21 protein-coding genes are annotated in these 21,488 nt (G+C 58.3%); 17 read left to right on the top strand and 4 right to left on the bottom strand.

From position 1 onward, the window contains the following. The first annotated feature begins 27 nt into the window (after positions 1-27). The 4 genes from der to BW686_RS12945 all read left to right on the top strand — a co-directional run bounded on the left by der (position 28) and on the right by BW686_RS12945 (position 4,028). Positions 28-1,497: a ribosome biogenesis GTPase Der gene (der, locus tag BW686_RS12960; protein ID WP_084917265.1), complete on the top strand. Its 1,470-nt coding sequence runs from the start codon at positions 28-30 to the stop codon at positions 1,495-1,497. A gap of 110 nt (positions 1,498-1,607) precedes the next feature. Further along, on the top strand, positions 1,608-2,756 hold the full coding sequence (locus BW686_RS12955) for a pyridoxal phosphate-dependent aminotransferase (RefSeq protein WP_084917262.1): 1,149 nt from the start codon (positions 1,608-1,610) through the stop codon (positions 2,754-2,756). Further along, positions 2,744-3,535, top strand: coding sequence for an amidohydrolase (locus tag BW686_RS12950; RefSeq protein WP_084917259.1), 792 nt, complete (start codon positions 2,744-2,746; stop codon positions 3,533-3,535). Before BW686_RS12955 ends, BW686_RS12950 begins: the two co-directional genes overlap by 13 nt. Positions 3,536-3,593: 58 nt before the next feature. Next, entirely contained in the window at positions 3,594-4,028 is a 435-nt protein-coding gene (locus BW686_RS12945; RefSeq protein ID WP_084917256.1) for a hypothetical protein, read from the top strand. A 208-nt stretch (positions 4,029-4,236) separates the two neighbouring features. Here BW686_RS12945 and BW686_RS12940 read toward each other — a convergent pair whose 3' ends face one another. From BW686_RS12940 to xseA, 4 genes are all read right to left on the bottom strand, one after another. Then, entirely contained in the window at positions 4,237-5,106 is an 870-nt protein-coding gene (locus BW686_RS12940) for an isocitrate lyase/PEP mutase family protein (protein WP_084917254.1), read from the bottom strand. A gap of 363 nt (positions 5,107-5,469) precedes the next feature. Then, complete coding sequence (gene leuA, locus BW686_RS12935; protein WP_084917251.1) at positions 5,470-7,140, bottom strand: 2-isopropylmalate synthase; 1,671 nt, start codon at positions 7,138-7,140, stop codon at positions 5,470-5,472. Between the two features lie 369 nt (positions 7,141-7,509). Further along, positions 7,510-8,334, bottom strand: coding sequence for a M23 family metallopeptidase (locus BW686_RS12930; RefSeq protein ID WP_084917250.1), 825 nt, complete (start codon positions 8,332-8,334; stop codon positions 7,510-7,512). A 7-nt stretch (positions 8,335-8,341) separates the two neighbouring features. Next, on the bottom strand, positions 8,342-9,721 hold the full coding sequence (gene xseA / locus BW686_RS12925; RefSeq protein ID WP_179149262.1) for an exodeoxyribonuclease VII large subunit: 1,380 nt from the start codon (positions 9,719-9,721) through the stop codon (positions 8,342-8,344). Positions 9,722-9,853: 132 nt separating this feature from the next. Here xseA and BW686_RS12920 point away from each other — a divergent pair, with 132 nt between their 5' ends. The 13 genes from BW686_RS12920 (at position 9,854) to BW686_RS12865 (ending at position 21,477) form a co-directional block, all read left to right on the top strand. Then, complete coding sequence (locus tag BW686_RS12920) at positions 9,854-10,402, top strand: sugar ABC transporter ATPase (RefSeq protein ID WP_084917245.1); 549 nt, start codon at positions 9,854-9,856, stop codon at positions 10,400-10,402. 94 nt (positions 10,403-10,496) lie between these two features. Next, positions 10,497-11,966 (top strand): IMP dehydrogenase, encoded by a 1,470-nt coding sequence (guaB, locus tag BW686_RS12915; RefSeq protein WP_084917242.1) that lies wholly within the window; start codon positions 10,497-10,499, stop codon positions 11,964-11,966. A 105-nt stretch (positions 11,967-12,071) separates the two neighbouring features. Then, a complete protein-coding gene (guaA, locus tag BW686_RS12910) occupies positions 12,072-13,649 on the top strand; it encodes a glutamine-hydrolyzing GMP synthase (RefSeq protein WP_084917239.1) in 1,578 nt (525 codons plus the stop codon). A gap of 400 nt (positions 13,650-14,049) precedes the next feature. Further along, positions 14,050-14,616: a Pvc16 family protein gene (locus BW686_RS12905; protein ID WP_084917236.1), complete on the top strand. Its 567-nt coding sequence runs from the start codon at positions 14,050-14,052 to the stop codon at positions 14,614-14,616. Further along, the gene (locus BW686_RS12900; protein ID WP_143514186.1) at positions 14,613-15,422 is read left to right on the top strand and encodes a hypothetical protein; all 810 of its coding nucleotides are present in this window, start codon (positions 14,613-14,615) and stop codon (positions 15,420-15,422) included. Before BW686_RS12905 ends, BW686_RS12900 begins: the two co-directional genes overlap by 4 nt. A gap of 58 nt (positions 15,423-15,480) precedes the next feature. Beyond that, entirely contained in the window at positions 15,481-17,061 is a 1,581-nt protein-coding gene (locus tag BW686_RS12895) for a phage tail sheath family protein (protein WP_084917231.1), read from the top strand. A 120-nt stretch (positions 17,062-17,181) separates the two neighbouring features. After that, positions 17,182-17,604: a phage tail protein gene (locus BW686_RS12890; RefSeq protein WP_218775748.1), complete on the top strand. Its 423-nt coding sequence runs from the start codon at positions 17,182-17,184 to the stop codon at positions 17,602-17,604. After that, on the top strand, positions 17,597-18,097 hold the full coding sequence (locus BW686_RS12885; RefSeq protein ID WP_084917227.1) for a phage tail protein: 501 nt from the start codon (positions 17,597-17,599) through the stop codon (positions 18,095-18,097). The genes BW686_RS12890 and BW686_RS12885 overlap by 8 nt, the downstream gene beginning before the upstream one ends. A 2-nt stretch (positions 18,098-18,099) precedes the next feature. Beyond that, positions 18,100-18,270: a DUF5908 family protein gene (locus BW686_RS26840; RefSeq protein WP_179149259.1), complete on the top strand. Its 171-nt coding sequence runs from the start codon at positions 18,100-18,102 to the stop codon at positions 18,268-18,270. A 17-nt stretch (positions 18,271-18,287) separates the two neighbouring features. Beyond that, the gene (locus tag BW686_RS12880) at positions 18,288-18,965 is read left to right on the top strand and encodes a CIS tube protein (RefSeq protein ID WP_218775747.1); all 678 of its coding nucleotides are present in this window, start codon (positions 18,288-18,290) and stop codon (positions 18,963-18,965) included. Further along, positions 18,958-20,742: a type VI secretion system tip protein VgrG gene (gene vgrG, locus BW686_RS12875; protein WP_084917224.1), complete on the top strand. Its 1,785-nt coding sequence runs from the start codon at positions 18,958-18,960 to the stop codon at positions 20,740-20,742. The genes BW686_RS12880 and vgrG overlap by 8 nt, the downstream gene beginning before the upstream one ends. A 13-nt stretch (positions 20,743-20,755) precedes the next feature. Further along, positions 20,756-21,055 carry a PAAR domain-containing protein gene (locus BW686_RS12870; RefSeq protein ID WP_084917222.1) on the top strand — a complete coding sequence of 100 codons (300 nt, stop codon included), beginning with the start codon at positions 20,756-20,758 and terminating at the stop codon, positions 21,053-21,055. A 5-nt stretch (positions 21,056-21,060) separates the two neighbouring features. Beyond that, complete coding sequence (locus BW686_RS12865) at positions 21,061-21,477, top strand: GPW/gp25 family protein (protein ID WP_084917219.1); 417 nt, start codon at positions 21,061-21,063, stop codon at positions 21,475-21,477. Positions 21,478-21,488: the final 11 nt, after the last annotated feature.

Below are 21,488 nucleotides of genomic sequence, written 5' to 3'. Positions count from 1 at the left end.
TTCTGAAATAACGAAGTGGAGAGCCTAATGGTTCCCGTAATCGCCCTGGTGGGTCGACCGAACGTCGGCAAGTCCACCATGTTCAACCGCCTGACCAGGACCCGCGACGCTATTGTCGGCGATCTGTCCGGTCTTACCCGTGATCGCCAATACGGAGAGGCGAAGTGGCAAGGGCGCTCCTATATTCTGATCGACACCGGTGGTATCTCCGGTGACGAGCATGGCATGGACGAAAAAATGGCCGAGCAGTCGCTGCTGGCCATTGAAGAAGCCGATGTGGTGCTGTTTCTGGTGGACGCCCGTGCAGGCTATACCGCCGCTGATCAGATGATTGGTGAGCACCTGCGCAAGCGCAACAAGCGTTCCTACGTGGTTGCCAACAAGATCGACAACATTGACGAGAACCTGGCGCGTGCCGAGTTCAGCCCGATGGGTCTGGGCGATGCCATTCCGGTGGCCGGCGCCCACGGCCGCGGTATCTCGCAAATGCTCGAAATCGCCCTGCGGGAATTCCCGAAGGACGAGGACGAGCTTGAAGAAGGTGAGGTCGAAGAAGTCGCCGAAGGTCAGGAAGCCAAGCGCATTCCAGGCCCGAGCGAGAAAGACGGCATCAAGATCGCGATCATCGGTCGTCCTAACGTCGGCAAGTCGACGCTGGTCAACCGCATGCTGGGCGAAGACCGGGTTATCGTCTATGACGAGCCGGGCACCACGCGTGACAGCATCTACATTCCTTTCGAGCGTAATGAAGAGAAGTACACGCTGATCGACACCGCGGGTGTGCGCAAGCGCGGCAAGATTCACGAGGAGGTTGAAAAGTTCTCCGTGGTCAAGACGCTGCAGGCCATCAAGGACGCCAACGTTGTGATCTTCGTGATGGACGCCCGCGAAGGGGTGGTCGATCACGACCTCAACCTGCTGGGCTTCGCACTTGAAGCGGGCCGCGCGCTGGTCATTGCGTTGAACAAGTGGGATGGCATGACGCCGGGCGAACGTGATTTCGTGAAGATCGAGCTGGAACGCAGGTTGTTCTTCGTAGACTTTGCGGACATCCACTTCATTTCGGCCATGCACGGCACGGGCGTGGGCAACCTGTATCAGTCGGTACAGAACTCGTTCAAATCGGCGGTAACGCGCTGGCCGACCAGCCGCCTGACCCAGATCCTCGAAGATGCGGTCAGCGAGCATGCGCCACCGATGGTCGGCAGCCGCCGCATCAAGCTGCGCTACGCTCACCTTGGGGGTGCCAACCCGCCACTGATCGTCATCCACGGCAACCAGGTCGAGAAAGTACCCAAGTCTTACGTTCGGTACCTGGAAAACACGTACCGCCGTGTGCTCAAGCTGGTCGGTACGCCGATCCGCATCGAGTTCAAGGGTGGCGAGAACCCGTATGAAGGCAACAAGAACACGCTGACCGACCGTCAGGTCAACAAGAAGCGTCGAATGATGTCGCACCACAAGAAAGCCGACAAGAAGCGCCGCGACAAGCGCTGAGTCAGCCACTGGAAAAAGGCGCTTCGGCGCCTTTTTTTGTGCGCGTTTAATGGGCTATCCTGCTTGACCCCGCGCCGCCCGGTGCCGGGAGATTGCAGGGAAAGGGTTCCATGATCGACAGCAAGTTGCCCAATGTGGGCACCACTATCTTCACCGTCATGTCACAGCTGGCCGCCGAAACCGGCGCTATCAACCTGTCCCAGGGGTTTCCCGATTTTGACGGGCCGCAGGCGCTGCGCGATGCGGTCTGCCGGCACGTGACTCAAGGCCATAACCAGTATTCGCCGATGACCGGGCTGCCAGCCCTTCGCCAGCAGGTGGCGGCCAAGATCGCGCGCAGCTACGGGCGTGCGGTCAGCCCGGACAGTGAAATCACCATCACCCCTGGCGCGACCCAGGCGATTTTCTGCGCGATCCACTCGGTGATCCGTCCTGGCGACGAAGTCATCATTTTCGATCCATGCTATGACAGCTACGAGCCTGCCGTGGAGCTGGCCGGTGGGCGCTGCGTGCATGTGCAGTTGGGGCTGGAGGATTTCTCCATCGACTGGCAAAAGCTGACCGATGCGCTCAGCCCGCGCACGCGCATGATCGTCATCAACAGCCCCCACAACCCGAGCGGCGCACTGATCAGTCGTGCCGAGCTTGATCGACTGGCTGCGCTGATTGCTGATCGCGATATCTACCTGCTCAGTGACGAGGTCTACGAACATCTGGTGTTCGACGGCGCGCGTCACGTCAGCGTCCTTGATCACGAGGCGCTGTATCAGCGCGCCTTCGTCGTCAGTTCGTTCGGCAAGACGTATCACGCCACCGGCTGGAAAACCGGTTACGTGGTCGCGCCTCCCGCATTGACCTCCGAGTTGCGCAAGGTGCATCAGTACGTGAGTTTCTGTGGCGTGACGCCGTTGCAGTATGCACTGGCTGACTTCATGGCCGAACACCCTGAACACGTCGATGAGCTGCCAGGTTTTTATCAGGCCAAGCGGGATTATTTTTGCAATCAGTTGGTGGGCTCTCGCTTCAGCTTCACACCTGTTGGCGGTACTTATTTCCAGTTGGTGGACTATTCGCAGATCAGGCCTGATCTGAACGATGTGGACATGGCGTTGTGGATGACCCGTGAGCACGGTGTGGCAAGCATTCCCATTTCAGTGTTCTACCAAAGCCCGCCGCAAGGGCAGCGCCTGATCCGACTATGTTTTGCCAAGCAAGAAGACACGTTGCGTCAGGCGGCGGAAAAACTATGCGCGATATAAGCGAACTGCCGGACCTGAAACTGGCGCTGATTCAGACGACACTGGTCTGGCACGACCGCGAGGCCAATCTCGATCATTTCGAGCAGATGCTGGATCAGGCGCGAGGTGCCGACCTGGTGATCCTGCCTGAGATGTTCACCACAGGGTTCTCGATGGAGTCTGAGGCACTGGCCGAGCCGGAAGCCGGGCCTGCATCGGTCTGGCTAGTGGAACAAGCCAGGCGCATCAACGCCGTGGTGACCGGCAGCGTGATTGTGCGTGCGGCGGATGGCAGCCATCGCAACCGGCTTCTGTGGGCGCGTCCGGACGGTGAGTTGCTGCATTACGATAAACGCCACCTGTTCCGCATGGCCGGTGAGCATGAACATTACACGCCGGGCGAGCGTCAGGTGACGTTCGAGCTTAACGGTTGGCGTATTCGCCCGCTGATCTGCTACGACCTGCGCTTTCCGGTCTGGAGCCGAGATGCCCAGAACACTGATGTGTTGCTGTACACCGCCAACTGGCCAGGCGCCAGGCGTCTGCACTGGAATCGTCTGCTGCCTGCCCGGGCCATTGAAAACCTCTGCTACGTCGCTGCGGTCAACCGTGTGGGGGTAGACGGCAAGGGCTTTGCCTACACCGGCGACAGTCAGGTTCTGGATTTTCAAGGCGAGAGCCTGTTGAGTGCTGGTGAAGCTGACGGGGTGTTTCTGGCAACCCTCAGCGCAGCGGACTTGCAGGCCTATCGGACACGTTTCCCGGCGGCGCTCGACGCTGATTCATTCGATATTCATTAAATTACTTCAGAATGTTTCGAAGCGGCCGATACCGTGTCCAGACCTCCAGGAGACTGTCATGACTACCATCAACACGTCCACGCTGAACAGCTATTCGAGTGCGTTCACGCTTGCAATCAAGAAGCCTGAGGTTGATGCGGACAAAGCCACTGCCACCAGTGCTGTGGATGCGGATGCAGCCACTGACGAGACGTCTGCCGACGGCAAGACCGGGGCAGCAGAGGGCGGCGGCACTGTTGGCGGCTCCAGCAAGTCTGCGCTTGATGAGACCATGGACAGGATAAAAGAGCAGATCAAGCAGACCCAGAAGCAACTGGCGGAACAGCAGGCGCAATTGGCTGCTGCCCAAAGCGGCAAAGGTACTCAGGAAGAGAAGGCTCAAAAAGCCATGACAATCATGGGGCAGATCGCGGTCACCAGTGCTGCCTTGCAGACCTTGCAGGGCGCGTTGTTGCAGCTGCAAACCGATGGCGGCGTAAACACCACCGCTTGATCGCTCACTGCTGATGACTATCGTGCCCGTTCGCTTCATGGGCACGTTTTTCCGGACATTCTGCAGGTGTGCCTGATTATGTGGCGCTGCGCAGATTTGTGCCTGGAAGCACGCTCATCGTGCCCATGCTCCCGCGTGGGCATGCCGTTCCGGACGCTCTGCGTCCGCGTTTATCACACGGCGCGAGGGTCCAGAACCGCTCTGACCCTTACTCGTTCACGTTCATGAACTTTTTGGCCCATTCGACATAGTCTTCAGGCTGCGTATAAGTGTGGGTCAATTCGGTCGCGCTCATGTTCGACTCGCTGCCCAGTATCTGGCGTTGCTCGCGCAGGCAGTCGTAGGTGGCCTTGATCGCCGCGAAATACGCAGCATGACCGTGTACGCAAACCCTCACGCCCATTTCGGCAAGGCGCGCATTGTCGTGCAGTTCAGGATTGCCGTAAGTCACCAGCATCAGCGGTACGGTCAGGCCTTCCGATACCTGCGCCAAATGATCAAAGTCACGAATGCCGACGATGGTGATGCCGTCAGCGCCGGCAGCCTGGTACTGCTGAACGCGGCTGATGGCTTCCTGAACCGGAATGATCGCCGCGTTGGTGCGGGCAAAGATCGACATCTCGGGGTCGACGCGTGCTTCCAAGGCTGCGCGGATCTTGCCGACGCCTTCAGCGGTGGAGATCAGGTCGGTGGATTTGCGCCCGAACTGAGCAGGCAGCAGGGTATCTTCGATGGTCAGTGCCGAGATACCGGCGCGTTCCAGTTCGACCACGGTGCGCATGACGTTGAGGGCATTGCCATAGCCGTGGTCTGCGTCCGCGATCACCGGGAGCTGCGCGACGCGGCCGATTCGTGTGGCCTGCTCGACGAATTCGCTGAGGGTGATAAGCGCGAAGTCCGGTGCTGCCAGCACTTGCAGCGACGCGACGGAGCCGCCGAGTATGCCGACTTCAAAGCCCAGATCCGCCGCGATTCGCGCTGACATGGGGTCGAACACCGAGGCGGTATGAAAGCATGAGTTCGAGGAGGTGAGCTCACGGAAACTGCGGCGCAAATCTTGGTGGGAAGCCTTGGGCATAATCGCTCCAAATGTGATTGGATCAGCTCAGCATTACCGAGGCAGATAGTAATTTCAATGCACGGAAACTCTGCCCGAGCATTTTTTTCGTCCGGAAATCAAAGCAATAGTCGTCGTGTTTTTATAGGAAAGGTGCAGCTGGCAGGAAAGTCCGGATTGGCATCGTCAGCATATGGGTTGCTGTTGGATGTGGGCCAGTCTCGAATAAGGGCAGCATGCTACCACAGCAGAAATGAAAAAGATTATGCCGAAAAAGACAGGGTCATGCGCAGATTGCAAGAGGCTTGAAGCGGGAAGGGCGGGGGAACGTGTTTGGCACTGGGCCGAAAAGGGCGGACCGGGTCCGCCCTCCAGGTTATCGACTCAGGCGGCCTTGGCTTGTGCCTGACTCAACGAGCGGTTCAAGGCGCTGAACAGCGCGCGGAAGCTCGCAGTGGTGATGTTTTCATCAATGCCCACACCGTGTACCGCACGGTCGCCGTTGACGCGCAACTCGATGTAGGCGGCCGCTTTGGCGGTAGTGCCCGAGCCGATCGCATGTTCGTTGTAATCCATGATCTCGACTGCTACCGGCAGGCCCGCAACCAGTGCTTCCAGAGCGCCTTTGCCCTTGCCGCGCCAGTGCTGGGTTTCGCCGTCTACATGCACTTCGGCATCCACGGCGCTGTTGCCGTTTTCTTCCTGCAACTTGTGGCTGATCAGCGCGTAAGGCGTGTTGGCCTGCAGGTATTCGCGACGCAACAGCGAGTGAATCTGCTGGGCCGTCATTTCCAGGCCCAGGCGATCGGTTTCACCCTGAACCACCTGGCTGAACTCGATCTGCATGCGACGCGGCAGAGAGATGCCGTATTCCTGCTCGAGCAGATAAGCGATGCCGCCCTTGCCTGACTGGCTGTTGACGCGAATCACCGCCTCGTAGCTGCGACCGATGTCAGCCGGGTCAATCGGCAAGTAAGGCACTTCCCACAGCTCGCCGTCCTTCTGCTGCGTGAAGCCCTTGCGAATGGCATCCTGGTGCGAGCCGGAGAACGCAGTGTGGACCAGATCGCCGACGTACGGATGGCGAGGGTGAACCGGAATCTGGTTGCACTCTTCGACCACTTTGCGCACGCCGTCGATGTCCGAGAAGTCCAGCTCCGGATTGATGCCCTGGGTGTAGAGGTTCAGTGCCACGGTGACCAGATCGACGTTGCCGGTGCGCTCGCCGTTGCCGAACAGGCAGCCTTCGACACGATCTGCACCGGCCATCAGGCCGAGCTCGGTGGCGGCTACGCCTGTGCCACGGTCGTTGTGCGTGTGCAGGCTGATCAGCACGCTGTCGCGGCGGGTGATGTTGCGGCCGAACCATTCGATCTGATCGGCATAGATATTCGGTGTGGCCACTTCCACCGTGGCCGGAAGGTTCAGGATCACCTTGTTCTCAGGCGTCGGGTTCCAGACCTCGATCACGGCGTCGCAGACTTCCTTGGCGAATTCCAGCTCGGTGGCGCTGAAGGTTTCCGGCGAGTATTCGAACGTCCATTGTGTGTCGGGCTGTTGTGCGGCGTACTTGACGAACAGCTTGGCCGCGTTGACCGCGATTTCCTTCACGCCGGCCTTGTCCTGATTGAACACAATGCGGCGGAACGACGGGCAGGTAGCGTTATACAGATGGACGATGGCCTTCTTGGCACCGCGCAGCGATTCGAAAGTGCGTGCGATCAGGTCTTCGCGCGCCTGGGTCAGCACCTGAATGGTGGTGTCGTCCGGGATGTGACCGTCTTCGATCAGGGTGCGAACGAAGTCGAAGTCAGTTTGCGAAGCTGCTGGGAACGACGCTTCGATTTCCTTGACTCCGACGCTGACCAGGGTTTTCCAGAAACGCAGTTTCTTGACCGAATCCATTGGCTCGATCAAAGACTGGTTGCCGTCGCGCAGGTCGGAACTGCACCAGATCGGCGCCGTGTCGATGGTTTTCGACGGCCAGGTACGATCGGGCAGGTTGATGGTCGGGAACGCGCGGTACTTCTTCGAAGGGTCTTTGAGCATGGTCATCAGGAAATCCTTTTGTATTCACGGGGCCGGTCAAGGCGGCCTGCCGTTTCTTAGAAAATACGGGGGTTGCGAACGCAGGGGCGAGGTACTGCAAATCTAGCCTGGCAGTCGGGCACTGACCAGGCTGAGGCACCGATGCTGGCGCAACAGAATAAGGGTTTGAGCGTTTTTCATGAGGCCAACCGTAACCATTGGGCTCAACGATGGCAAGCCCTTGAAAAAGATTGGGATAAATTCTCGAAAATACGTTATTGCCGATTTTTTATAGCGGAATTTTGCGCTTTGTTTGCCGGTTATTGTCGGGCTCAAGCGATGTGCGCAACAGCAGGTCGTGCCGGGCGAGCGCTGTTGTGCTCGCCCATGAACGCCTCAGGGCTGAAATGCACCGATGAAGATCGCCGGGTCGACGCGTGCATCGTTCAGGCTGACGTTCCAGTGCATATGCGGACCGGTTGCCCGACCGGTCGCGCCGACTTTGCCCACCACGCCGCCACGAGGAACCACGTCGCCGACCTTCACGTCGATCTTCGACATGTGGCAGAACATGCTGATGAAACCCTGCCCGTGGTCGACGAACACGGTGTTGCCGTTGAAAAAGTAGTTGCCGGTCAGAATCACCTTGCCCGCTGCCGGGGATTTGATCGGCGTGCCGGCCGGCACTGCGAAGTCCAGCCCTGAGTGCGGGTTGCGCTCTTCGCCGTTGAAGAAGCGGCGCACGCCGAACTTGCTCGACAGCGGGCCGTTGACCGGTTTGTCGAGAATCAGGTTGCTTGGCGTGCCGGGGCTGAAGCTGCGATAGGCGCGAAGCTGTTCGGCCAGTTCGCCTTCGATACGTTTGTTGTCCTCAGGGTTGGGATTGACCTGGCGCTTGTTCTTGAGGGTGATGTGTTGTTCCGGGTATTTCTTGTTGCCGACCGTGAAGTTGAGCGTGCGCCCGCCAGACGCGACCTGTTGAGTGCCCGGCTTGACGGTCAGCGGAATGCCGACGATGGCCAGCCAGCGCGTGCCTTGTTCCTTGACCACCAGCACCGGTTTGCCTTGATAGGTGGCCGTTGGCGCCTGCGCACCGATGCCAAGATCGATGACGGCCACGCCGCCGGGCACCGGCTTGTCGAGTGCGCGAGTGATGAAGCTGTCGGCGTGAGCGGGCAGGCAGAGCAGCAGGGCAAACAGCGGTGCAATAAAACGTAGCATCAGAGGGTCAGTCCAGAAGTGAAAGGGTCACGGGCGTGAGGTGATTGTCTTCGACGCGTACTTGCAGTTCGCCTTCGCCGAGCCTGGCGGTCAGTCGCTGGCCAGGGCGGGTTTGTGCGGCCTTTCGGATCGCATGGCCCCGCTCGTCAAGCAGGATGCTGTAGCCGCGGCCCAGTGTGGCAAGCGGGCTGACCACGTTAAGCGTCTGCATCTGGCTTTGCAGTTGCAACTTGCGCGCCTTGATCTGCTCGCGAATGGCCCTCGGCAAGCGCTCGGCCAGCGCGTCCAGCCGCTGGCGCAGAAATGCCAGGGTCCGGCCCGGATGCTGGGCGGCGAGGCGACTTTCCATGTGCGCGAGACGAACCTGCCTTTTATGCATGGTCTGCTCGAAAGCCCGGCGCAGGCGCATGTCCAGATCGTCAAGGCGCTGAGATTGCTGGCGCAGCCGTTCGCCCGGATGGCGCAGTCGCCGTGAAATGCCTTCAAGGCGCAGCCGTTCGCGCATCAGGCGGTCCTGCATGCGGCTGACCAGCCGACGATGCAGGTTATCGACGCGACGATGCAGGTCGCTGGAATCCGGGGCCAGCAGCTCGGCAGCGGCAGAGGGCGTCGGCGCGCGCACGTCGGCCACGAAATCGCTGATGGACACGTCGGTCTCATGGCCTACAGCGCTGACAATCGGCGTCACGCAGGCGTCAATGGCGCGGGCTACGGCTTCTTCGTTGAAACACCAGAGGTCTTCCAGCGATCCGCCGCCGCGGGCGAGGATCAACGCGTCGAAACCTCTCGCGTCAGCCATTTTCAGGGCGCGGACGATCTGGTTGATCGCCTCGCGGCCTTGAACGGCCGTAGGGATCAGCGTCAGTTCGACACGTGGGGCGCGACGGCGGAATACGCTGATGATGTCGCGGATAACGGCGCCGGTCGGCGAACTGATGATGCCGATGCGTTGCGGGTGCAGCGGTAGAGCGACTTTCCGCTCGGCGCTGAACAGACCTTCGTCACTCAGTTTGGCCTTGAGCGCATCGAACGCCAGGCGCAGCGCACCGTCGCCTGCCGGCTCGACGGTGTCGAGGATCAACTGATAGTCGCCACGGCCTTCAAACAGCGAAACCTTGCCGCGCACCTTGACCTGCAAGCCATCCTTGAGCGCCTGGCGCACACGGGCAGCGCTTTGCCGGAACAGTGCGCAGCGCACCTGAGCGCCGGAGTCCTTGAGGGTGAAGTACACGTGGCCCGAAGCCGGACGCGACAGATTGGAAATCTCGCCCTCTACCCAGATGCTACTGAACACGTCCTCCAGCAACACCCGCGCACGGCCGTTGAGCTGGCTGACAGTTAGGACTTCCCGGTCGAGGCCGAGTCTTGCGAAAGGGTCTTTGATCATGTCGGGCATCATAATGGCAATGCGGGTCCGGCGCACGGGTCTGTGTCGCTGCCTGAGTCGGGATTTGACCTTGACCTGAAACGCTAGCCTATTAAGCTGCGGGCCTCGCACAGCTTCGAGTGACGCTTCACCATGAACACCCAAAGCATCATCGTCCCGCAAATCTCAACCTTTCCAGGGCACGAGGCCCGTGCGCGGCTGATCCTGCGCTGGCTGGTCAAGCTCGATGTGGTCGAGCCGGAGCTGACCACCTGCGGGCGTACCTATAACAAAATGGCCTACGCCGTGGCCCCCGGAGCCAGGCGGGTGGTGAAGAACCCCGACGCTTTGCCGTTCGGGCAGGTCATCAATGGTCTGGAAATTGTCACCAAGCGCTGCATTTTCACCCCGCTGAACCACTTTGCCGAAGAAGCCGGCTGCCCTGAGTGCCGTCGTGAGGTCGGCGAAGCGCTGTTCGACAGCCTGGAAGACTGGATGCCCGGCCACACGGATAATTTCACCTGCCCTGAATGCCGTCATGAAGACGACATCAACGGTTTCCTGTTTCTGGACGCCTGCGGCTTTTCCAACCTGGGCTTCATCTTCAATAACTGGCTGGAGGCGTCTTTCACCCAGACCTTTCTGGACGACTTCGCCGAACGTCTGGATCGCCCGGTATCGTTCGTTCAAGTGCGTTTATAAACAGCTTTGATAATAGGCTGAGGTTTACATTGAGCCGGGCGGGGTCTGTGGGTATAATGGCGCGCTTCCAATTTCCCGCCCGGGAGCCCCCGCGATGCTGCGTATCAGTCAAGAAGCCCTTACATTCGACGACATTCTCCTAGTGCCCGGTTATTCCGAGGTACTTCCCAACGAAGTCAGTCTGAAAACCCGTTTGACCCGTGGCATCGAGCTGAATATACCTTTGGTCTCTGCTGCAATGGATACAGTCACCGAGGCCCGTCTGGCAATTGCCATGGCCCAGGAAGGCGGTATCGGTATCATCCACAAGAACATGACCGTCGAGCAACAGGCCGCCGAAGTGCGCAAGGTCAAGAAGTTCGAAGCCGGTGTCGTCAAGGACCCGATCACGATCGAAGCCGACGCCACTGTTCGCGATCTGTTCGAACTGACTCGCATGCACAACATTTCCGGCGTACCGGTGCTGCACAATGGCGACCTAGTCGGCATCGTGACGTCGCGCGACGTACGCTTTGAAAACCGTCTTGATGTCCCTGTCCGCGAAGTGATGACGCCCAAAGAGCGTCTGGTCACCGTGCGTGAAGGCGCCGACAAGAACGAAGTGCGCGAACTGCTGCACAAGCACCGTCTTGAAAAAGTCCTGATCGTGGACGCCAATTTCGCGCTCAAGGGCATGATGACCGTCAAGGACATCGAAAAAGCCAAAGCTTATCCGCTGGCCAGCAAGGACGATCAGGCCCGCCTGCGCGTCGGCGCTGCGGTCGGCACCGGCAAGGACACCGGCGAGCGCGTCACCGCGCTGGTCGCTGCCGGCGTTGACGTCGTCGTCGTCGACACCGCCCACGGTCACTCCAAAGGCGTGATCGACCGCGTTCGCTGGGTCAAGGACAACTTCCCTCACGTACAGGTCATTGGCGGCAACATCGCCACTGGCGAAGCGGCCAAAGCGCTGGTCGCTGCCGGTGCCGATGCGGTCAAGGTCGGTATCGGCCCGGGTTCCATCTGCACCACCCGTATCGTTGCCGGTGTCGGCGTGCCGCAGATCAGCGCCATCGCCAACGTCGCCGCCGCCCTTGAGGGCACCGGCGTTCCGTTGATCGCCGACGGCGGTATCCGTTTCTCCGGTGACCTGTCCAAGGCCATCGTGGCCGGTGCGTCCTGCGTGATGATGGGTTCGATGTTTGCCGGTACTGAAGAAGCACCGGGCGAAATCGAGCTGTTCCAGGGTCGTTCCTACAAGGCTTACCGCGGCATGGGTTCGCTGGGTGCGATGTCCCAGGCGCAAGGCTCGTCTGATCGTTACTTCCAGGACTCGTCCGCAGGTGCCGAGAAGCTGGTGCCGGAAGGCATCGAAGGCCGTGTTGCCTACAAAGGCCCGTTGTCCGCCATCATCCATCAGTTGATGGGCGGTCTGCGTTCCTCCATGGGCTACACCGGCAGCGCCGACATCGAGCAGATGCGCACCAAGCCCGAGTTCGTTCGCATTACCGGCGCAGGCATGGCTGAGTCCCACGTCCACGACGTGCAGATCACCAAGGAAGCGCCGAACTACCGCGTTGGTTGATCCGGACTGCATCGTGGTTTGCGCCGCGATGCAGGCCAGCAAGTTTTATAGCCGGGGCTGTTGACGCAGCCCCGTGTCGTTTCTGTTTTTTGACGAGAATGAGTCATGGCCCTCGACATTCACGCCCACCGTATCCTGATCCTCGACTTCGGTTCCCAGTACACCCAGCTGATTGCCCGCCGCGTGCGTGAAATCGGCGTGTATTGCGAACTGCATCCGTACGACATGGACGACGAAGCGATTCGCGAATTCGCCCCGCGCGGGATCATCCTCGCTGGCGGCCCCGAGTCGGTACACGAAGCGAACAGCCCGCGCGCGCCGCAGGCGGTATTCGACCTCAATGTACCGGTGTTCGGCATCTGCTACGGCATGCAGACCATGGCAGAGCAACTGGGCGGTCGCGTCGAAGGCTCCGAACTGCGCGAATTCGGCTACGCCCGTGTCGATGTGGTTGGCAAGAGCCGCGTACTCGACGGCATTGAAGACCATATAGATGCCGACGGCGTGTTCGGCCTCGATGTCTGGATGAGCCACGGCGACAAAGTCACTGAAATCCCGGACGGCTTCCACGTCCTGGCCAGCACCCCGAGCTGCCCGATTGCCGGCATGGCTGACGACACCCGCGGCTATTACGGCGTGCAGTTCCACCCGGAAGTGACGCACACCAAGCAGGGCGGTCGCATCCTCTCGCGCTTCATCCTCGACATCTGCGGCTGCGAAGCACTGTGGACGCCGTCGCACATCGCTGACGACGCCATTGCCACCATCCGTGCTCAGGTCGGCACCGACAACGTGCTGCTGGGCCTGTCCGGTGGTGTTGACTCCTCTGTGGTCGCGGCGCTGCTGCACAAGGCCATTGGCGATCAACTGACCTGCGTGTTCGTAGACAACGGCCTGCTGCGCCTGCACGAAGGCGAGCAAGTGATGGCCATGTTCGCCGAGAACATGGGCGTCAAAGTCATTCGCGCCAACGCTGAAGAACAGTTCCTGAACAACCTGGAAGGCGAGAGCGATCCAGAGAAGAAGCGCAAGATCATCGGCCGCACCTTCATCGACGTGTTCGATGCCGAATCCTGCAAGCTGGACAACATCAAGTACCTGGCGCAAGGCACCATCTACCCGGACGTGATCGAGTCGGCTGGCGCAAAAAGCGGCAAGGCCCACGTCATCAAGTCGCACCACAACGTGGGCGGCCTGCCGGAAGAAATGAACCTCAAGCTGGTCGAGCCACTGCGCGAGCTGTTCAAAGACGAAGTCCGCCGCCTTGGCCTGGAACTCGGCCTGCCGTACGACATGGTCTACCGCCATCCATTCCCAGGCCCAGGCCTGGGCGTGCGTATCCTGGGTGAAGTGAAGAAGGAATACGCCGACATCCTGCGTCGTGCCGACCACATCTTCATCGAAGAACTGCGCAAGGCCGACTGGTATCACAAAGTCAGCCAGGCATTCGTGGTCTTCCAGCCAGTCAAATCAGTCGGCGTGGTCGGCGACGGCCGCCGTTACGCGTGGGTTGTGGCATTGCGTGCGGTCGAAACCATCGACTTCATGACCGCTCGCTGGGCACATCTGCCCTACGAACTGCTGGAAACCGTCAGCGGCCGTATCATCAACGAAATCGAAGGTATTTCGCGGGTGACTTACGATGTGTCGAGCAAGCCGCCTGCGACGATTGAGTGGGAATGATGGTTTAACGCGCATTCCTGCACCGACAGGTGAAAAAAACACCCCTAAGCCCGCATAATTGCGGGCTTTTTTATGATTTTCTTTTGCGGTCTGGCTGGGCCTTTGACGTCGTTTGTTTTCGGCCGGCAGCGCAATGTCTTTATTTGACGAGTTTTTAAAACCGAGCCCGTCAGTGAAAGTTACCGATTGATCTACAAAGGAAATTTTAAGCGTGTGGAGTGCGGTGAATAAATTTACCTCGGTTTTTAAAATATATTTTGCGAAGGGCCTAGGAAAAGTCCTGAGGCTTATGGTACTTTTTTTCGAAGTTGAGGTCTAAGGGGGATTTTTTCAGCAGCCCTTTCATGCGGGGTTATTAAAGTTGCCCGTGGAGGCACCGGCACGCGACTGAGTGCGGCTTATGATTGATGTGGCGTTATCGTATATTCGGCAGGTGCTGGATCAGTATCTTTGTGCCCAGTTGGGTCAGGACAGTGGCAGCGTTATCTTGAACAATTTATCGGGTTCTGACCCTGCTAAAATCGAGCAGAATCGGAACAGGATAGTGGTCACGCTGATCAATCTTGAATACGAAAGCAATAAGCAGTTTTATGGCGGTCAACGCAAGGAAGGCGATCATGTCAATCGTGTTAATCCAGCCGTGTTTTTCAACCTTGATGTTTTGGTCAGCGCGAACTTCGACGACTACACCGAAGCGCTCAAGCAGCTGTCATTGGTGATTGCTTTCTTTCAGGATAATCTCTCGTTTGACCGGCATAACAATCCGTCCATGCCGGAGGGGTTGTCTGCCTTGAAGTGTGAAATAGAAAACTCGCCCTCCGCAAAAACTCACGAGTTATGGACGGCGTTGGGGGTGGGGTATTTACCCTCGATGGTTTACAAGTTTCGGCATGTTTCCATTCAGTCGGGCCATGTCAAAAGTGTCTCTGCACGTGTTCAAAGTGTTACCGGTTCGGCGTCGCCATGATCCGGCCTTTGCTCGAGATCGAGCTGCGGCATGATTACTTCCAGGACGGGGTGTTGGGTGGTTTTCGGGTGGTGCCTGACGAGGCCACGGCTCGGTTACTCGCCCGGTACAGGTTGATGATCCGCTTCGAGCAGGGCGTCTTTAGCCTGCTGGCCGAAAGTGCTGACGACCGCTTGGTGGCGTATTTGCTGGATCAGATGCAGGCAGCGCCATTGGGGTTTTCTCTGGTCGGCGACCAAGGGCATTTTTTATTTATAACGGATCTGCCGCTGGACTGGACGGGCGTGCTGCAACTCAGCACCGGACACGTCAAAAGCACCGCAGCAGGGCCGTTTGAAATGCTGCCAATACTTGATGAACAGGCCGTGATTGGAAACAGCGTGGTCGCGACGGTGTGTGTCAATCTGCACGATCTACTGGTCACCGGTTGTGGTACGCGTTACGTGGTTGAGTTTAATAGCCGGACGGTTCATTGGCATTATTATTTGATCAATCGCAGTGAGGTCAAACTGACAAGTCCGGTTATTGTCAGTGCATCCGGAAGTGTGTTTGAAGGCCCTGTTATCATGACGCTTCCTGGCAGCGAGCAGGCTCTGCATTTCAGTTCGGGCACAGAAGCCTATCCCTTGCGGCAGGTGCCCGATACGCCCTTTAATCTGGTGGACAGGCTGGACGGTTTTTCAGCAGGGCACTCGGCTGAACGGGTTTTAATAAAAGGCTTGCCGACACCGGGGCTCGGCCACTTGATCAAGTCCAGTGATCCGCGATCATCCTGTGCCGTGTGTGCCATGTATGTTTACGTGTAATACCTGCAAGGCTGCAATCCGTTAATCCATTAATTCCCAACTCCTTCAAGGATGAGCAATGGCTTCCAACTATTCAACGCCAGGTGTGTATATTAATGAGGTTAATGGCTTTGCCAACTCGGTCGTGCCAATAGCCACTGCCGTGCCTGCTTTTATCGGCTACACACCGAAAGCGGACTACAAGGGCAAGTCGTATTACAACAAGCCTCAAAAGATCTCTTCGTTCATGGAGTTTCAGGCGTTTTTCATGCTGGACGACCTGCCGGCGCCCGCCGACCCGGCCAGGCAATACAGCCCGGAGTATTACTTGGTTCAACAGAAGGACCTGCCGACGTCCGGCGAATACCTGATGTTGAACAATCAGTATTATTCGATCCTGCCAGACCCGAACACCCTCTACTACCTCTACAACAGCGTGCGGCTTTTCTATCAGAACGGCGGCGGCGATGCTTACATCGTGGCGGTCGGCCCCTATGGCCCGCCCAGCAAAAAACCTGCGACCGACCCGGCCGCTCCGGTGGTTAACCCCAACGTTCAGTTGGCTGACCTGCAGCGCGGTCTGGCCCTGCTCCAGAATGAGCCCGAGCCGACGATGTATATCTGCCCCGAGGCGACGCTGTTGTCGGTGGCCGACAATGGCACATTGATGCAGAGCATGTTGTTGCAGGCCGAAGAGATGGGCACCGCGATGTGTGTGTTCGACATCATCGGTGGCGCCAACCCTGACCCGATCCTTTATACCCAGGACATTCAGACGTTCCGCAACAGCACGGGCAACACCGGGCTTAAATACGGTGCCAGCTACTACCCGTTTATCGGCACCACGATCATGCAGGCCTCGGACATCGACTTCACCAATCTGTTTGGCGGGGACACGACCCAACTGGGGCCTTTGTTGAATCCGCCTTCGGCACCCAACCCCGCGGTCGCCACGCTGCTTGGAATGATCCAGAAGCCGCCGGCCAATCCGATGAGCAACAGTCAATTGCAGGCGGCGCTGCTTATCGCCAGCCCGGTCTACCAGCAAATTGTCAATCACGTGCTGTCGAGTGCCAACACGCTGCCCCCAAGCGGCGCCATCGCGGGGGTCTATACCGTCAATGACAACACCAACGGAGTGTGGGGAGCCCCAGCCAACGTCGGCATTGTAGGGGCGGCCAGTTTGCCGATTCGCCTGTCGGACTCGCAGCAGGAACCGCTCAACATCGATGCCGTTTCCGGAAAGTCAGTGAACGCAATTCGCTTCTTCAACGGCCAGGGCATCCTGATCTGGGGCGCGCGTACGCTGGATGGCAACAGTCAGGACTGGCGTTACGTGCCCGTGCGCAGGACCATGACCTACCTTGAACAGTCGGTCAAACTGGCCGCTCGGGAGTATGTCTTCAGTCCGAACACGGCCAACACCTGGTCTGCCGTGAAAAGCATGATCACCAGCTTCCTCATGGGGGTGTGGGCACAAGGTGGCCTGCAGGGTGCATCGCCTGCGGACGCCTTTCAGGTCAACGTCGGGTTGGGCAGTACCATGACGGCCGATGATCTGCTCAATGGTTACATGCGCGTTTCCGTTCTTGTGGCAACCGTCAAACCTGCCGAATTCCTGGTCATCACGTTCCAGCAGGAGCAGGCCAAGTCTGGCTGATACCCGGACCACGGTTCCGGTATCACGAGCGTGTCGAGTTCAATCAATCATTGGTTCGGATTATCTTGAAAGGGATGTGTTATGGCAGATGACGGAAGTAAAGAGGGCACGACATGGCCGATGCCCAAGTTTCGTTTCGAAGTGGACTTCGGAACCCAGTTGCCCAAGATCGCGTTTCAGGAAGTGTCGGGCATGGACAAGGAAGTTCAGATCATCGAGTACCGGCACAGCAACAGCGCGTTGTTCTCGACGATTAAAATGCCGGGCATCGCCAAGTACAGCAACGTCACCATGAAACGCGGTGTGTTCGTCAACGACAACACGTTCTGGGCATGGATGGACGAAATAAAGATGAACACCGTCGCGCGCCGTACGGTGTTGATCAAGCTGCTGGATGAAGCGGGTGCCGTGACGATGCAGTGGCAATTGAATAATGCCTGGCCCACCAAGATCACGGGCACGGACTTGAAGTCCGACGGTAACGAGGTGGCCGTGGACACCATCGAGATTGCCCACGAGCAGTTGATTATCACCAATGGCTGATAGAGACCTGCTGACCGGTTTCTATTTCAGCGTGAGGATTTCCGGTGAGAGCAGCGGCACGGACGCTGCTTTTCAGGAAGTCTCCGGGCTGAGCCAGGAAACCGCTATCGAGGAAGTGATCAGCGGCGGAGAGAACCGTTTCAACTATCGCCTGCCCGGACACACGCGCTACTCGAATCTGATCTTGAAGCGCGGTGTGGCGCAGGCTGATTCTCCGCTGATCGAATGGTGTCAGGAGACGATGGACGATGGCCTGAGAAACCCGATACAGACCAAAAACATTATTGTGAGCCTGTTTGATGAACAGGGGCTGACGCGCCTGAGCTGGAATTTCGTGAAGGCCTATCCCGTTAAATGGTCGATGAGTGAATTGAAGTCTCAGGACAGCAACCTCCTGGTGGAAACCATTGAACTGGCTTACCAGTATTACAAAGCCGATGACAGTCGAATCAATCAGTACGCGGCATTCGCATCACTCTTCGGAGACGCCTGACCATGCCGGTGGAAATACGTGAACTGGTGATTCAAACCCGAATTGTCAGTCATGACGAGACGGAAAAAGAACCCCTCAGCGCCGAGCGAATGGCCCAGCTGAAAAAGACAGTTGTTCAGGAGTGTCTTCGGCTATTGAAAGAGAAGACCGCCAAACGCATTGCGGATCGTTAACCCAGGGATGGCGCCAGATGAGCAACATGAGAATCGTCGCCTACAGCGATGAAAAGTTCACTGACAGGGTCGCGGGTGGGCTGTACACCGCCATGCTCAACCCTGAAAAGTTACAGTGGGGCCGTCAGGTTCAATACAACGAAGCGTCGGCGCCCGACAGCAGCGCCCCGACGTCCAAATACAACAAGACCAACAGCGAAAAGCTCAGCTTTGAATTGGTCATCGATTGCACGGGGGTCGTGGACAGCAAACGTGTCGACCTGCCTGAAGAGATGGCGCACCTCTCGCGGGTCATTTATGACTACAACGGCACTGTCCACCGTCCCAACTACGTGATCATCAATTGGGGCGGCGGGCTGGCGTTTCGCGGTGTGTTGACCGGTTTCAACACCAGCTACACCTTTTTCAAACCGGACGGCACGCCGTTACGCGCCAAGGTGTCACTGGAGTTCGCGTCCTATATCGACAGCGTCACGCTGGCCCGGAAAGACAAGAAAGCATCGCCCGACATGAGCCATCTGGTGAGTATTGTCGAAGGCGATACGCTGCCGCAGATTGCCGACGATATCTACCGGGATCCGGGCTATTACCTGCACATTGCCCAGGTCAACAAACTGGACAAGTTCCGTCACCTCAAGCCCGGTACGGTGTTGAGTGTACCGCCGCTGGTGGCCCAGGAGTCCGGCAATGTCTAGTCCCAGTGAAGGCAGTGTTGTCAGCTTCACCGTAAAGATCAATGGCACGGCCATTCCGGGCAATTACCCGGTTTCTGCGATTCGAGTGGAGCAGATGATCAATCGCATCGCCACCGCCACCATCACGTTGCTCGACGGCAGCGCGGCTGATGAAGGTTTTCCTGTCAGCGCCTCAGCCAGCTTCGTGCCGGGTAACGATGTCAGCATTGAGGTCGGCTACGACGGCCTGAACACGGTGGTGTTTCAAGGCATTGTCACTCAACAGGCGCTGCGCATCGACAGCATGAATGGCTCTTTGCTGGAAGTGGAGTGCAAGGACAAGGCTGTGAAAATGACGGTAGGGCGCAAAAGTGCAAACTTCAGTGCCAGCACTGACAGCGACGTCATCAGTAAGGTGATCGCGGGGGCCGGGCTGACCGCTGCAGTGAGCGCAACCCGTCTGACCTTGCCCAACCTGGTCCAGTATTACGCAACGGACTGGGACTTCATTCTGTCGAGGGCCGAAGTCAACGGCCTCATGATCAGCACGCTCAATAATCAGGTCAGGGTTTTCGATCCGGTTGCGGACACCACGTCGGTGCGGACCCTGACCTATGGCAACGACATCATGGATTTCAATGCACAGCTCAATGCCATCGATCAGGTGGCCGAGGTCAAAGCCTCGGCATGGAGTTTCCAGAGCCAGCAGATGATCTCTGCCACCGCCCAAAACATAATGCCCGGACCGGGCAATCTGAGCAGCAAGACACTGGCCTCAGTGGTGGGTTTGAGCAGCTACGACCTGCAGACCTCGGCTACCGAGACCGATGCCGAACTGTTGTGCTGGGCCCAGGCACAGATGCTCAAAAGTGCCTTGTCAAAGATCACCGGGGAAGTACGTTTTCAGGGCAGCGCGGCCATCGTGCCGGGCAACTACCTCAGCCTGAAAGGTCTGGGTGCGCGTTTCGACGGCGACCATTTCGTGTCGGGCATTACTCACGATATCGCTGACGGTAACTGGTTCACCGAGGCGCGAATCGGGATGTCGCCGCTCTGGTTCGCGCAGGAACATGAGGTGCAGGCACCCTGCGCAGCGGGCCTGTTGCCCGGTATTCAGGGCTTGTTCAATGGCACGGTCTTGCAGTTGTTCAATGACCCGGACGGCGAATTCAGAATCCAGGTGGAAGTGGCGCTGTTCGACGACCAGGCGACAGGCGTGTGGGCGAGAGTGGCCAACTTCTACTCGACCAATGGCCAGGGCACGTTCTTTTTGCCGGAAGTCGGAGATGAAGTCATTCTCGGTTTTCTCAATCAGGACCCGCGTTTCCCGGTCATTCTGGGCAGCATGTACAGCCAGAAGAATGCGCCATTCAGCGAGTTTTCGCCGAATGAAGAAAACAGCCTGAAAGGCATCGTGAGCAAAAGTGCATTGCGTGTCCTGTTTGACGACAAGAACGCAATCCTCTCGCTGATAACGCCCGGCCAGAACAGCGTGGTGCTTGATGATCAGCATCAGAAGATCGAAATAAGCGATAAAAACGGTAACTCCATCGTCATGTCCGAGTCGGGCATCACCCTCAAGAGTGACCAGAACATCTCCATGCAGGCTGCGCAGAAAATCACCCTGACAGGCGATCTCGGTATCGAGATCCAGAGCAAAACGGGCGATGTGCAGACCACCGCAATCAATATCGGCCACAGCGCAAACATGCAATTCAGTGCCAAGGGTGAAGCCACCGCGCAGGTTCAGGGCGGTATGGAGCTGACCCTGAAGGCCGCGCTGGTAATGATCAACTGATCCAGGAGGTTCCATGCCGCCAGCAGCTCGTGTCACCGATTTTCATCTCTGCCCGATGGTCACCCCCGGCGTGCCGCCCATTCCTCATGTCGGCGGCCCGATCCTGCCGCCAGGCGCGCCGACCGTATTGATAGGCGGCTTGCCCGCTGCGGTGATCGGGACTTCCTGCGTGTGCGTCGGTCCGCCCGATACGATCATCACCGGTTCCGCGACGGTCATGATCAACGGTGTGCCGGCGGTGAGGATGGGGGACAGCACAGCACATGGCGGGTCGGTGGCGCTGGGTGATTTCACCGTGATGATCGGAGGCTGAGCGGCATGGCTGACAGCACCTTTCTGGGAACCGGCTGGTCGTATCCTCCCGTGTTCGACGACGTCAATTTCGAGCTGAAAATGAGCAGCGGTGTCGACAATATCAACCAGTCGATCGACCTCTTGTTGAACACGCCTGTCGGCAGCCGCACGCTGATGCCGGATTACGGCTGCAACCTGTCCAGCTATGTCTTTCGGCGTATCGACGCGTCTGTCAGGGAAGAGATCATCCAGTCCGTGAGGCTGACATTGCTCAACGGTGAGCCGCGCATTGATGTGGAGCGCGTAGATCTGTCGGTGCTGGCGGCAGAAGCGACAGCGCAGATTGCCATTACCTATCGCGTCAGGGAGACCAACACCCGGCATAACCACGTCTATCCGTTCTCGCAGCTGGAAGGCACTAATCTGGAGATCGGTGGCTAGATGGGGGCGCA

The organism is Pseudomonas syringae (assembly GCF_002157375.1).
GTDB classification, from domain to species: domain Bacteria; phylum Pseudomonadota; class Gammaproteobacteria; order Pseudomonadales; family Pseudomonadaceae; genus Aquipseudomonas; species Aquipseudomonas syringae_T.
This window is presented reverse-complemented; position numbering and strand designations above follow the sequence as displayed.